This is a genomic window from Stenotrophomonas sp. 278 (genome assembly GCF_003935715.1).
Lineage (GTDB): Bacteria > Pseudomonadota > Gammaproteobacteria > Xanthomonadales > Xanthomonadaceae > Stenotrophomonas > Stenotrophomonas maltophilia_AH.
Map to the genome: position 1 here is coordinate 18865 of NZ_RHPP01000035.1, position 13596 is coordinate 32460.

General features: G+C 59.2%; 10 protein-coding genes and 1 pseudogene. 3 read left to right on the top strand and 8 right to left on the bottom strand.

Annotated features, from left to right (window positions below):
* Nucleotides 1–234: 234 nt before the first annotated feature.
* Nucleotides 235–609 (top strand): antitoxin Xre/MbcA/ParS toxin-binding domain-containing protein, encoded by a 375-nt coding sequence (locus EGJ34_RS08145; protein WP_125359997.1) that lies wholly within the window; start codon nucleotides 235–237, stop codon nucleotides 607–609.
* Nucleotides 610–1383: 774 nt separating this feature from the next.
* Here EGJ34_RS08145 and EGJ34_RS08155 read toward each other — a convergent pair.
* The 4 genes from EGJ34_RS08155 to EGJ34_RS08170 all read right to left on the bottom strand — a co-directional run bounded on the left by EGJ34_RS08155 (nucleotide 1384) and on the right by EGJ34_RS08170 (nucleotide 7263).
* Complete coding sequence (locus EGJ34_RS08155; RefSeq protein WP_125359999.1) at nucleotides 1384–2604, bottom strand: response regulator; 1221 nt, start codon at nucleotides 2602–2604, stop codon at nucleotides 1384–1386.
* A complete protein-coding gene (locus EGJ34_RS08160) occupies nucleotides 2601–3062 on the bottom strand; it encodes a response regulator (protein WP_125360000.1) in 462 nt (153 codons plus the stop codon). Before EGJ34_RS08160 ends, EGJ34_RS08155 begins: the two co-directional genes overlap by 4 nt.
* Nucleotides 3043–6219: a hypothetical protein gene (locus tag EGJ34_RS08165; RefSeq protein WP_125360001.1), complete on the bottom strand. Its 3177-nt coding sequence runs from the start codon at nucleotides 6217–6219 to the stop codon at nucleotides 3043–3045. Before EGJ34_RS08165 ends, EGJ34_RS08160 begins: the two co-directional genes overlap by 20 nt.
* Before the next feature lie 705 nt (nucleotides 6220–6924).
* On the bottom strand, nucleotides 6925–7263 hold the full coding sequence (locus EGJ34_RS08170; RefSeq protein ID WP_125360002.1) for a hypothetical protein: 339 nt from the start codon (nucleotides 7261–7263) through the stop codon (nucleotides 6925–6927).
* A 77-nt stretch (nucleotides 7264–7340) separates the two neighbouring features.
* Here EGJ34_RS08170 and EGJ34_RS08175 point away from each other — a divergent pair, with 77 nt between their 5' ends.
* Together EGJ34_RS08175 and EGJ34_RS08180 are read left to right on the top strand one after the other, a co-directional pair.
* Nucleotides 7341–7610, top strand: coding sequence for a helix-turn-helix transcriptional regulator (locus tag EGJ34_RS08175; RefSeq protein WP_125360003.1), 270 nt, complete (start codon nucleotides 7341–7343; stop codon nucleotides 7608–7610).
* 8 nt (nucleotides 7611–7618) lie between these two features.
* Nucleotides 7619–8101 (top strand): annotated as a pseudogene (locus EGJ34_RS08180) (ATP-binding protein); the annotation flags it as partial.
* 835 nt (nucleotides 8102–8936) lie between these two features.
* Here EGJ34_RS08180 and EGJ34_RS08195 read toward each other — a convergent pair.
* The 4 genes from EGJ34_RS08195 to EGJ34_RS08210 all read right to left on the bottom strand — a co-directional run.
* Nucleotides 8937–10535, bottom strand: a complete 1599-nt coding sequence (locus EGJ34_RS08195) for an EAL domain-containing protein (protein WP_185750107.1) — start codon at nucleotides 10533–10535, stop codon at nucleotides 8937–8939.
* A gap of 237 nt (nucleotides 10536–10772) precedes the next feature.
* Complete coding sequence (gene yidA, locus EGJ34_RS08200; protein WP_125360008.1) at nucleotides 10773–11624, bottom strand: sugar-phosphatase; 852 nt, start codon at nucleotides 11622–11624, stop codon at nucleotides 10773–10775.
* An 88-nt stretch (nucleotides 11625–11712) separates the two neighbouring features.
* Nucleotides 11713–12321 carry a hypothetical protein gene (locus tag EGJ34_RS08205; RefSeq protein ID WP_125360009.1) on the bottom strand — a complete coding sequence of 203 codons (609 nt, stop codon included), beginning with the start codon at nucleotides 12319–12321 and terminating at the stop codon, nucleotides 11713–11715.
* Nucleotides 12322–12463: 142 nt separating this feature from the next.
* The coding region (locus EGJ34_RS08210; protein WP_260476935.1) for a peptidoglycan-binding protein at nucleotides 12464–13596 on the bottom strand (1133 nt) is incomplete at its 5' end.

Consider the following 13596-nt stretch of genomic DNA (forward strand, 5'->3'; position numbering starts at 1 on the left):
TCTAATGGCCATAGTCGCCAGCTAGACGCGTCTTCATCCAATAAAAAGAAGGCGACCCTTGTGCATTGGGAAGGAGACCGTTGTCCTATGCAGGTCTGGGGGCCTAGGTCGCTTGTCTGGAAAGCCTTTGAACTGTGGGCCTAATGGCCGGCAGGTGGTTGGCCGCCGATAACTGTCGCTTGACGTGTACCAGAAAGAGTATTCTCGGACCAGACTTAAGGAGGGTATCGGGCCATGTCTCAGCCACCTGTTTGTCAAGTCTTAGACCTGAAAGCTGCCGCGATTCGGACCTTCGTACGAATCGCGCAGGCTTGGCGGTTGTCTGAGGATGAGCAAAGTCAGATACTGACCCTGTCCGAGCTGCCGCGCTCAGATGAAGATGTGAACCGAATGGTCGATGACACGGTGCTTCTCCGGATCGTGAACGCGATATCGATCTACGGAGCCTTGCACAGCCTGTTCCCGGATGCAGCTCAGGCTGATACATGGATTCATCGCGCCAATTCGGCCCCTCGGTTCGGTGGTGACCCAGCCATTCGGCTGATGTGTAGCGGGTCTGCGCGTGCCCTTGAGACAGTGCGGGACCATCTTGAAGCTCAGCTGCGTTGATTCCAAGCTAGCTGATACTTAGGTGAGATTGCGCAGATGGCCGCGTCGAGTTGGAGGAACCAAGCAGCTGTAGTTGCTCTTGCGAGCTTGGTCCCGACACTCGCGCATGCCGAAGGGAAGCGCGCGATGAGGTTTCGAGAAGATTTTCGCTCTGCGTCATCATTGTTTCAAAGGGGAAGGTAGGAGCATTCCTCGAATCAGATCGCGCGCACCAATGCGTTTAGATCAATGACTGTGGTTAGCCGACTATAGGCAAAACAGTGGCCATCGTGTCTCACCCTGGGCGACCGGGCCCGGTTATTGTGAAAGGGTCATCCGGAGGACACGCCCCTGAGACCGACCATACGTGCGGAGCTGATTCGAGATGCAACGAAGGCACTTGCGGCCCTCGCTGAGGGAAAAAGCGAAACCTTGGCAAGCAGCGCCTTCGCAATTTAGGCAGCGCGTAAGTCACACCGGCAGGCATCTGCGGAAGCGCACGATATCGACTCCGCTTTTGCTGAAGGGCCTGGAGTTTGAACGGGTATCTATCCCAAAGGCAGCCCACTTTTATCAAGAGAGGGACGAAGGGACCCGCGCTAGGCTCTTCTACGTTGCACTTTCGCGTGCCAGATCTTCCTTGATTATTTCATCCTCTAGCCCTGCGATGCGGCTTCCCGTTCCAAGTTGGCGTCAACCCAGTCTCCGCGTGACCATCGATGCTAAGCTCAGTGTCCTGAAACACTGAGCAGACGAGGTTTCGTCGCCCTGGAGAATGCTGACAGCCCACCGCGGCTAGCAAACATCGGCGTCCGCAAGCTTCGGCAGCAAGTGCGCCAAGAAGGAGGCGCTTGTATACGCCGCATAGGCTTGCCAACCATCGGACTTTTCCGAGTCAGCAAAGTCGCATACAGATTTAATGACGAGCGGTGTGGCCCCACATAATTCTGCAGCCGCCATGACTGCATATGCCTCCATCTCAACGCCAATAACCTCGCGGTGGCCTTCAGTGATCGGAGCAATTGCTCCGTCGTGCGCCAGCACCGATGCGCCCGAAGCCATCGGCCCGATATGCACGGATAGGCGGCCAGCCGGCACCGATTCTCGCCAACCCGCAGAGACCTCGGCGCATAGCCTCGCATCTCGACACTCTGCTTGAACTAGGGCGGCAATATCGCCCCTGAGCGCGCTTTGGTAGGGGGCCGCCCGAAACACCGGCAGTGGATCTGGCCCTTGAACGTGCTTTCCACTTCCCCAATCCCAGGTGGGGTCGGCAACAATGATATCGCCGATCTCAACCTTACCTCGGACACCTGCGCAAATCCCAACCATCGAAAGAACTCTTGGCTTGAACACTTGGGCTATCTTCGCCGCAAGTGCGGCGGACATAGGCATGCCCTTGCGAGGCGCGCACGCGGCCACTACCTTCAGTCTACGCGAGCCAGCCGTAGTCGTGCCGAGATAGTAACGAGTGGGATCACCAGCTACACTGTGCGGATTCCAGCCGAAGTTTAGGCCTAGGACAGCGTCAAGCTCCGGCGAACTAAGTGCCGTGATGATGGCGACATCGACAGGAGGCGTCCTATGCCGTGCGTTGCGGCTGATGATGTACCCCACTCGACCAGTAAGTACATCGATCCAGCTGTTCTCGTCTTCTCTGTAAAACTGCAAGGACGCGCCGCGGGCCGTCGCCTTAGTGATGGCTTCCTGCTCCAGCTCCTCTCGCGCGGTCACGAAGATGATCTCATCCGGGAGGATCGCTTTAGAGTCAACCGTCAACAGGTCCAACAGCGCGAATCCAGATTCCGGACTGGGACGGTCCCCAATGCTTTCCGGAAGATTCACGTCGATAAGGGCGATGTCGAACCGACACTCACGCATCCGCCTCCTGGCGTCAACAGCGTTGCTAACATGCACGATGTCCACAGCATCACCGTAGCTGCTCTTCAGCGGCGAAACAATCGCTGCAGCTTTGTCCACTTGATCATCAACAAGAATGATTCTTACGCCGGTCAATTGAGAATTCCTTTCAATAGTTCGGTGAGTCTACCTTTCCAAGCGTCTTCTGTCTGGCTGTAGTAGACATGGCCTAAATAGAAGTTTGGGAACGTCCTTTTCATCTCTGAGGCTATGTCTTCGATAGACACGCGACTCTGTCCTTCGCCGAACCCGTCAAACATAGTGACGATTATGGTTGGCATTGTTCTCTGACGCATCTTCATCTGCATCAGCAGATCTCGTCCCGCAAAGTTCTCCTGCGCCCCACCAGATGGTTCATCCGCCCCCACGTCAAAGTTTGGCATACTCATGTCGAGTAGCACAGCGTCATAGGTAACACTGCGATTGCAGATTGCCTTCAGCGCTGAGTTAAACGATCGCGCCTCATCCACGTCAACACCTTGCACAAGCTCCATAACAAAGGCCCTTATCTCAGCGGACTTGTCAGCATCATCTTCAATTAGGAGAATTTTCATCCGGAGCCTGAATATTGTAGGAAATTTCTACATAGAACTTGCGGTCATCAGAAAAGCCAAATTCGAGGCGGGGCTCCTCATAGAAAGGGGAATTGATCGAGCGCCAGAGCTTACGCAGGCCGCTACCACCTTCAACTTGAGCAAGTTTCAGAGAATCGCTCTTGCTTAGGCCTTCGCGAATCCCCGCTACACTGTCTCGCTGGCTCTGCGTCGGGACGCTAGGAGCCAAGGAACTCTCAACTCTAGCCGAGTACCTAGTCGGGGTTATGTCGAACGAGACAGAGACGTTGAGTGCGTCACCCTCAAGTCCAGAGTGCTCCACCGCATTCGACAGCACCACGTAGAATGCATCCACCATTCCGTCCAAGGTCCGCCCTGGCAATCTAACACTTCTATCGTATGAACCCACGTCAATCGTGGGCACGTGCGAGGACTCAGATGCTGTCTTTGCGATCATGTTATGCGCAATGTCTACGGGCAGGCCCGGCTGGTAGTCTTGTCGATCATAGACTTGACTGCGATGGAACCACGACGACACTTCATCAAGCCGCATGCGAAGTTGTGTTTTAGCGCGTGCGATACCATTTCTTAAATCTCCAACCGCCTGACTGTATGGCAATGAGTGGATACTATCGGTGAGCTGCTCGAAAGCGGAAGTAAAAGCAGGCTTAATCGTCCTGTCCAGAAGCTCTCTCACTTCGAGCAAGTTCTCATCCGTTTTATCCCAAAGGTTGTCAATACATACATCGATGAACTCGTCCATGGATCTGGATCGAATTGCAGAGCGCTGCATGAACCTTCGTTCTAAATTGGAAGACCTATAGATGAAAGCTGCCTTCGTGTCTTGCCTAACGTCCTTGACGCCGTGAGATATGGATATTTGCAGCCGTTCGTCGCGGAGCTCGTGCAGGATTCGGTCGAACTCCGCAGAGAAGGCGGCTAAGGAAGTCGCTACCCGTTGCCGAGCGGCACCGTCATACACCTCAAATCTGTCGTCCCAGTAGACGTTCGGCTTGTATCCCGAACCGGAGGCATTGCGTGAGCTAATTAGGCGCTCGTCCGCCAAAGGCTTCCTCAGCGTGTTCGCGAGGACACCGTGTCTGACCCGGGTACTCAGGTAAGCATTCAGCCCATGGTCCCCACGCAGAAACTCGTGGGTTACTTCGGTGAAGATCGAATCGAACTGGCTATCCGTCTCGGTTTCCGCCTCATCGACCAAGTGAACACTGGAGAGCGCCCTTCCAATCGAGATGCTCTCGGTCATGGGAATGTCCATCAGGGCATCCGCAATTCTTTCAACCACGGCATGTGAAGGGTCGCTGATTGCACCGGCGTTGGCTTTGTATCGCGAATACTGCCCCCCAATCTTTGACTTCAGACTTCGTTTGATCGCGGCTATGTCTACGTAGACCTTGCTTTGCTCAAGCAGCGATGTCCCCTTGGCGATCTCTTGTTTCTTAACTCGGTCGCGAATTTCATCCAAATAGCGCGAAGCGTCGTCGGGGTCAAGGGACGCAAGTTGTCTACAGACACTGATTCGCGCCTCCACGATCTCCTCAGTCCCATTGTAAAGAAGTGTCTGCCGCATGACTTCCGGCGTCCAAACCCGGTCCAAATACAGGATCGCTCTAGACGTGTTGGAAGGCCCTAGAATCTGGACAACGTCCGCGGCGCTCCGAATCTGGTGGTGTTCTTGGAACCGCTCGAACGCAAACCGCAATTGAGCCAACCTGGCGTCAGACGAGAACGCGTTGAACAACTCAAAGCTTAGCGGCACGTCGATCGTATCCGGCCAAGTTGCCGCGTCAGCTAGACCGCTGACTACTAGATCGAGTGGCAGCGAGGTTGGCACGTCCGGATTCGTGATGTGCGCATCAACCAATAACGACACGGCTTCCCCCCGGGCCCCGCACTTGGTCTTCGCCATAGCTAGCGCGGTGAGGACGCGATACCTCGCAGCGATCGGCGCATCTTCTAAAAGACAATTTAGCTGTTCGATCGCATCCTGCGCGCGACCGGTCTGAAGAAGGTGACGCGCAATGTAGGCACGGTGGCGATTCAAAGAAATCTGCACCCCCAACGAGCTCGGGTCTTTCCCGAAGTACAACAGCTCAATGGACGCCAGCGTAGTTCTATAAAGATCGGCGGCGACGATGGATGCTCGAGCCTGCTTTAAAGCAGTCGGCCTTGCGCACGCAAGCGTGAGTGGCGACACCCACGCGTCGTATACCGCGATCGTCTTCATCTGATCGATCATCGGCTTGTCGTTCTCCTGCTGAAGACAGGCTAGAACGACCTCCCGAAGATACAGACCCCAGGTATGTCCGTAATGCACATCCACCGTAGAGAAGATCGAGGTGGCCTCACCGTATGAATTTTCATCCAAGCGAAGTACGCTCATGAGGCTCGAGCAAAGGGCCGAATGCGCAGGGGAGAGACTTGGAATCGCGCAGCCTGACCGTACAGCTGCTCGCGCTAGGAGCGTCAACATTGCAGCATCAGTGGGGTCGCACTCTGCCAGGTACTTACCTCCCTGCTGCAGGACGTCTTCATACCCGCTCTGGAAATACGACTCAAATATCTTCGCCCGGGCGACAGCCTCAGCTCCGGCATCAAGTTCTACAACACATCCGAATGCCAAGCCAAGAGGGTCGAGCCTGCGGTCTTTAATGCGACGGCGTAGCAGTGAGACGGGCCTTTCCAAAGCCGCAGAAACAACCATCGGAAGTCGATCAGCTGTGGCCATATCCTGCAGCGTTGTGACCAATGCCTCATAATGATCGATCAGGCTCGCTTGCGCCTCGAAGAAAAGGTAGGCCGAAAGCTCACTTGGGTTGGCGGTGGATACATCGCTGACTCGGCTCGCAGCGTAGCTCCGGAACACGTCTGACACATCATTGAGCTTAGCTAGAACTTCGTCTTTGAGGAAGCGCTTAGTTCCACGGCTCTCTGCTCGGCGAGAGAGGTAATGAATCAGAAATGCTGAGATCGACTTCGGCGCTGCGGCATCGAACTGTTCTTGGACGCGCTGCCGCTCAACCAGAGGCGCGTTGTCACCAAGCGTCAACCAAGCTTGTGCGAGCCATAATGAAACACCAAATCGCCTCTCATGCGAGATCAGAGACTGCGCTGCATTTTCGAACCGCGACAGCAACATACTCGATTCAAATTTATTCCGTGCCGCAACGTATTCAGCGATCGCGTCGCTGTGGAGTAGGCATCTACACACCGCCCAGACGACCTCATTAACTGGCCCTACGGGTGCGCCGGCGGCTTGGATCCCGAACATATCTTTGTAGGCTTGAGGGAAAGGCTCGCCATGAAATGGAAGGAGACGTTTGGGCTCATTTATGAGCTTAGGGAACCGCTCGAAGAGCTCCGCGGGCGTGCTATTCGCCTTCAATAGAAAGAGAGTCTCCCTAGCGAAGTCCCCGCCCTGGCGAACAGCGCCGATAGAGCGGTGCAGCGAGTGCTTCCGTTTGCCTTTTCGGGCCATGATCTTCCTTGCAGTGTAGTTTCGACGATCGCGGGTTCTTCTACGAACGACTCTAGCCTGTGGCGAGAGGCCGCCTCGGCGTACTCTATCGAGGTTTAGATCGGGTTGGAACTGGCTTCGCGGTCAGCGAGTGCGAGGCCGAGTGATCCAGACCCATGGCGAGGGTCGGATGATGTCGCCAGGCGGTTTTGTTCTTGGGATTGCGCAATTGCAGGCAAAGCTGCGCCTCGCCCCAGGCAATATCCTGGGCGACCTATCCCAATCCACATCTCAGCGCTGGCTGCCAGCCAGCCCACTCTCCGTCAGGCGACGTTTCCCCTACGTCCGTAGCAGTTCGCAACCGCCGGACGATTCTCGCTGAACATTCTACGTCGCTTTTTTTGCTCGGATCCGCGCGGATTGCTCTGCTATGAACTTGTGCATCTCGGATCTGGATTCTCTCGCCGCCTGTGGAATATCCATCGCAAATTGCAGTGATAGAGATTTTGCGAGGGCAAATTGCGCGGGTGTGGGGGCCTTAAGATCCCAATCAATCAGTTCGGGAAACGCCTTCGATAACTCAGTTGAGAGCTTACTCCCGAATGCCGCCAAGTTGCCTTCGTCCTGAAGCCGCAAAAGCTGCCACTGCATCCGCTTCTGCGCGTCTTCCGTAAGGCCAAGCTCGATAGTGAAGTCCAAATCGGTACATACGAGAAAAAAAGGCATAGTGCTCCACCGATACTTTTAAGTAGCCTACCTTTAAAGTCGTAGTCTTAAAAGTATCAGATCAATAGCTTTGGCTCATGGATGAACATGAGCTACTGCCCAAAATTGGTTCCGCGCTTAGAGCTCGTCGCGTCGCCCTTGGCCTCAGCCAAGAGGCGTTCGCAGATAAGATTGGGATGCATCGGGCCTACTATGGGCGAATCGAGCGCGGTAGAACAAATTTGACTATTGGCACTCTCAATAGGCTGGCTGGGGGATTGAAGGTGTCCTTAGGCGCACTCTTTACGTCGGTGGAGGCTGAGTCGACTCGTGACGCCGGCCTGCTATCGGGGTCAGATGGTGGTTGACCACTTTCGCGATGAACCCTTGCCCATGTGGCTGGGCCGGCGACAGAAGCGGGCGGTGCTGCTGTACCCAGGAAAGCATTCGCCGCTATCGCGCCCGCATCTCGGGTCCGCTGCTGGATCGCATCGACCTGCACGTACAGGTACCGAGACTGGAGCCTGCGGAACTGCGCAGCGATGCACCGCTGGGCGAAGACAGCGGCAGCGTCCGGGCACGCGTGGTGGCCACGCGCGACATCCAGCTACGGCGTGCAGGCAAACCCAATGCCCTGCTGGTTCCCACTGAACTGGACAAGCACTGCCGTCTGGCCGAAGACGATCAGTATCTGCTGGAGGCCGCCGTTGAGCAGCTGCAGCTCTCCGCGCGCTCCATGCACCGCATCCTGCGCGTGGCCCGCACCGTCGCAGATCTGGCCGGTTGCGACAACATCGAAACCACCCATCTCGCCGAGGCCATCGGCTATCGGCAGGTGGATCGAGGAACGCCGCGATGAGTTCTCCAGTCATCCCAACCACTTGGGTTATTTTGGAGTAGCCTGATGCCAACAGTCGCCCGCTTGGATGGACTGAGAGTGATGATTTTTCCAAACGACCACGCTCCTGCACACGTGCACGTGCACGTGCAAGGTGCCGGACGAGAGGCGATCCTCCGCCTCTGCTGTCCCGCTGGACCTCCAGAGGTCAGGGACTACGTAGGGTTTAACGCGACCGAGGTTCGGTCGCTGCGCCGCAATATTGCACCACTTGTCCCCCGTCTTTGTACTTGCTGGAGAGCGATCCATGACCGAAACTGATCGACAGCCTGGGCACGCTCGCGGCGAGATGCAGCGACTGCAGGAAACCAGCGCAGTCGTCTCCGTGCGCTATCAACGCAGCACTCGGCGGGTTGTACTGGAGCTTGTCACCGGGATCCAGCTATCTGTCCCGGTTGACCGGGTGCAGGGACTGACCAAGGCAAGTGCTGGTCAGTTGAGTGAGATTGAGGTCTCGCCCAGCGGTTTGGGGCTACATTGGCCACAGCTTGACGCTGATCTGTATGTACCCGGCCTGCTCCAGGGTGCCCTTGGCAGCAAGAAGTGGATGGCGTCCCTGATGGGACGTGCAGGTGGCGAATCAACGAGTGAGGCGAAGCGGACCGCGGCACGCAGGAATGGTCGGCTTGGCGGGCGTCCGCGCACCCTGGATGACTCGGCCGACACGCGACCGCGACGACAGGCGAACCTGTCTGGCTCCCCAGCTGCACGAAGCGGAACGGTGTCCGTTGTGCCATCTGCTGCAGCTCGGCGCAGTGTGGCAAAGGGCAGGAGCTCCAGCTGACCCTAGGTCAGATCACACCACTGCGCTTCCCAACCGCTCCTCCAGCTCCACCTCGCGCGTGATATCAGTGAAGAACCCGTACCACCTGCGCGCGTGGCCGGTTTCCTTCAGATCGCCACGGCTCAACACCCAGCGCCGGCTGCCGTCCGGCCATTCCAGGCGGAAGCGGGTCTGGAAGGTGGTCGCCGCCGGGTCTCGTCCGACCCATTCGCAGCGCACCCGCTCCCGATCCGGCGCGTCCATGCGCGCGTACCAGCTGTCGATGCGCTCGCGCACGCTCAACGCGGCCAGCTCCAGCGGGTGCGGCGTCATGTAGCTGAGTTCACCCGATTCCTCCGCCACCCAGAATACGGTCGGCGTGCCTGGTGCGGCGTACACGTCTTCCTGTTCGCGTGCACGCAGCGCCGCTTCGTAGCGCTTGGTGTCGGTGACATCGATGCAGACCACCGAAACACCGAGCACCACGCCGCCGGCATCGCTGACGCGCTCGTGGTTGAGCAGGAAGGTTTCGGCGGTGTGCGGCATCACCACTTCGCTCAGATCGCCCTGGTCATCACAGAAGCCACGCAGGATAAGCTCAAGCGCACGCCCCCCGATCTCAACCGGCAGCACGTCGGTGACTTTCTGCCCGATCACCTCGTAGCGCGGCACGTGGATCATGTTGCAGAACTTGGCATTGGCGGCAGCGAAGCGCAGGTCCGGGTCGATGAAGGCCAGGCCCACCGGCGAGCGTTCGTACAGGATCTCCAGCTGGTACTGGCGCTGGTAAGGGCTGAGGTGCGTGCTGGACGGGGCCGCCTGGCGTGGCTCGAACCGGGCCAGCCAGCCGGCAGCGGTGGCGGCGTCCATGGCCGGGGCGAGCCACCAGCCCTGGTAGGTGTCGCAGCCGATGCTGGCCAGGAACTCCAGCTGGAAACGCGTTTCCACGCTTTCGGCGACCACTTTCGCACCCAGGCTCTTACCCAGGCCGACAATGGCCGACACAATCTTGCGGCTGGCCTCGTCCTGCTCCAAGGCACGGATGAAACTGCCATCGATCTTGATCTTGTCGAACTGGAAACGATGCAGACGCACCAGACTGGAATAGCCGGTGCCGAAGTCGTCCAGCATGGTCTTGATGCCCAGTTCGCGCAGATGGGCAATGCCCAGTTCGGCCGCGCGCTCGTCCTCCACCACTTCGACCTCGGTCATTTCCACCCGGATGCGCCGTAGCGGGAATCCGGTGGCTTTGAGCGTGGCAATGATGTGGTCCACCGTGGCCGACTCCTGCAGCATGGTCGGCGGCATGTTGAAGGCGAGGTAGAAGTCGCCCGGCCATTCACGGGCAGCGCGGCAGGCCTGTTCCACCAAGTGGAGGGTGAGGTTGGCAATCAGCCCTGCGTTTACCGCAACAGGAATGAAGGCATCGGGCAGCAGCAGGCGTCCGTCGCTGGCGCACCAGCGGGCCAGCACCTCAAAGCCGCGCAGCACGCCGGACTGCACGTCCACGATCGGCTGGAAGAACGGAACAATGGCCGAGGTGCGCAGCGCGTACTCCAGCGCATCGTCGGTGATTCCCGGAACCGCGGGTGCAGCTTCGACAGGTGCATGTACATGTTCGACAGCGGTCATGCGGTGTCTCTGGGGCATTCCGGGTTCGGCGGAAAAGGAAAGTGCTGCAGCGGGCGAAATGGTAACCAACTGTGTGGCCGGCGTTTCACAGTGCGCGCGACAAAGTGTGACGTTGTCGAGGCGCGATTCCCGCACGTGCGTGTGCCGAGTCTTCGATTCAGAGGTTCTTGATCACTTTAATGTGACAAACATCACACTTGAAAGGGCGACGAGACCGGTGCCGCGGCTTCACCCGTGTTACGGATTTGGCTGGGAACTGCGCAGAACGAAGCGCTCCAGTGCCAGGGCGACGCCGTCCTCGGCGTTGGTGGCGGTTTCATGCAGTGCAGTGGCTTTGACCACGTCCACCGCATTGCCCATGGCCACGCTGGTGCCGGCAAACTGCAGCATGGTCAGGTCATTTTCCTGGTCGCCGATGGCCATCACCTGGCTTCGGTCCAGGCCCAGGTGGTCGGCCAGCATCTTCAGCCCTGGGCCCTTGCCTGCGCGATGATCGAACACTTCCAGGAAGAACGCCGCGCTTTTGAGCACGGCAAAGCGCTCGATCAGCTCCGCCGGCAGGCGTGCAATGGCAGCGTCCAGCACCGTCGGTTCGTCCACCATCATCAGCTTGATGAAAGACATGGCCGGATCCATGTCGTCGACGCTGCGATATGACAGCGGTACGTGCGAAAGATGCGAATCCACCACGGTGTAGTGACTGATGTCGCGGTTGGTGGTGTACAGGCGCTTGCCGTCCAGTGCCTGGAAGTGCACGCCCAGTTCGCGTGCAACGCGCTCCACATACACGAAATCATCGAACGTCAGTGGAAACTCGGCCACGCGATGGCCATCCCCCAGGCGCTGCACCAGCCCGCCGTTGCAGGCGATGCAATAGTCCTCGGCACCGTCGATGCCCAGCTCCTCCAGGAACGGGGCCAGGCCCGAGACAGGCCGACCGCTGGCCAGCACCACCCGCACGCCTTGTGCCCGCGCCTGCGCGATGGCCTGCTTTACGCGTGGGGTAAGCTGGTGCGCGGGATTCAGCAAGGTGCCATCCATGTCGATGGCAACCAGTTCGATCGCCGGCGTGCGCAGCCCCATGTCCATCACTTCAACCCTTTCAATTGCAACAGATTCCGGCACCACGGCCGGACGCTAGTGTAAGCCAGCGATGTTGCAGGCTGTCCGAACCCAGCTATAACGGTACCCCTCGGTGAGGTGCCGCGCAGCGCTCGCCGAAGACCACCTCGCCCTGGCAGAGCACTTCCATCAGCGGCGCGCTTGAAACATGGCCGGCCCAGTAGTCGGTTATCTGCAGGCGCGCCTGGGTGTAGTTCCAACCGCCATCAAGGGTGGCCAGCCACGAATAGTCCAGCCGTGCCTGGGTGCTGCAGCCGGACAGGTCGACCTTGCAGAGCAGCTCGCCGATGCCGTGGTCGCGCTTGAAGGCGGCAGCGTCTTCCAATGCCGGAGTCGCGAAGAAGGATTCGAGTCGGGACAGCTGCTCAGGAAAGTCTTCCCGTCGCACGCGCTCAAACAGGCTTTCCCAGAACAGCAGTGACAGCCGCGCCGATGGCACGCCGTGCAGTTGCGGATAGCGGCTTCCGGCACCAACCAGGGCCAGTCCCAGCGGCGCGTCCTGCTGCCGACAGGCAATATCCAGCGCGTGCTGCATGGCCTGATGCAGGCCAACACGGTGGGCGTCGACCTTCAGGCCGTAGTGATACTCCGCAGTGGACACAATGCGGTACTGCGCGTAATGCGCATGCTCGACCGACTTGTAGCCGAGCTTGATCCGGTGCATCGACGACCTCCTCCGTGAACGCGATCCCGTAATCGGTATCGGCGCGGGCGCAGGGAACTTGCGCTGCGGCGCAAAAAGGGCCGGCCAGGTTTCCCCGGCCGGCCCTAACACCACACTCATGGCCCACACAAGGGCCGGGACATCAGCGGCCCATCGCGACCTTCTGCTGCTCTTCCTGCACCTGGTTCTGCTGCTGGGTGCTGTTGTTGAGCAGCTGCGCGCTGGTCTGTTCCACCGACGGGGCCGGCTGACCGAGGTCCACCGCCGTGCGGAAGCCCGGGGTGGTGCCCATCACGAACGCCTTGCCGTCCTGCACGGTCACGCTCTGCAGTTTCTCGGGCGAATCAATGCCGGCCTGCTTGGCCTGGGCGGTGATGTGCGCGGCGGCTTCGTTGGAGATCGGGCTGGGCAGCCGATCGCGGATGGCGTTGTGCAGCGGCGTGTCCGGGTGGCCCTTGTCGCCGAGCAGCGGGCCGGCCGGCTTGGCCTGCGACTGCTGCTGTTCGGCCTTGTCCAGGCCAGCCTGGGTCTGCTTGCCAACGATGCCGTCGACGGTCATGTCGAGGCGACGCTGGAACGCCTCCACGGCTTCCTTGGTGCTGTCACCGAACTTGCCGTCCACGGCCAACGGCTTGCCGTCGGCGTCGCGGATGCCCAGGTCGTTGAGGCGCTTCTGCAGCGCCTCAACTTCATCACTGCGGTCGCCCTTGCGCAGCGTGCCCGCCGGCGCGTCGTGATCATGGTGGTGCGCGTGGGCATGGTCGTGGGCGTGCTTGCCCTCCGCCTGCACCACACCCTTGTTCCAGTAGGCCTCCGGATTGATCAGGTTCCCCTTGGGATCCTTCATCTGGTAGTGCACGTGCTGGGCGTACTGGTTCGGGCCTTCCGGGCCACGACCGCCCATGGTGCCGATCGGGTCACCGGGCTGCACATGCTGACCGACCTTCGCGGTGAGCCCCTGCATGTGCAGGATCTGGTGCGAATTGCCGTCGGCGTCCTGGATCATCACGGTGCCGTACTTGCCGCCCACCGAGGTGACCACGCCGGCCACCGGCGAATGCACGGTCGGATGCTGCATGTTGCGGCCGGTCTGCCCGCCCACGTAGTTGAAGTCGCTGCCACCATGGGCCTTCTCGCCACGGTGCTCACCGAAGTGGCCGGTGATGTGCGGCTTGACGCCGTTGTGCGGCGGCAGCATCACGTTCATGGTGTGCTCGTAGGAGCGGGTCGGCTCGGCCTTGGCCACCGCCGCCGCGCCTGCGGCGCCGGCTGCCG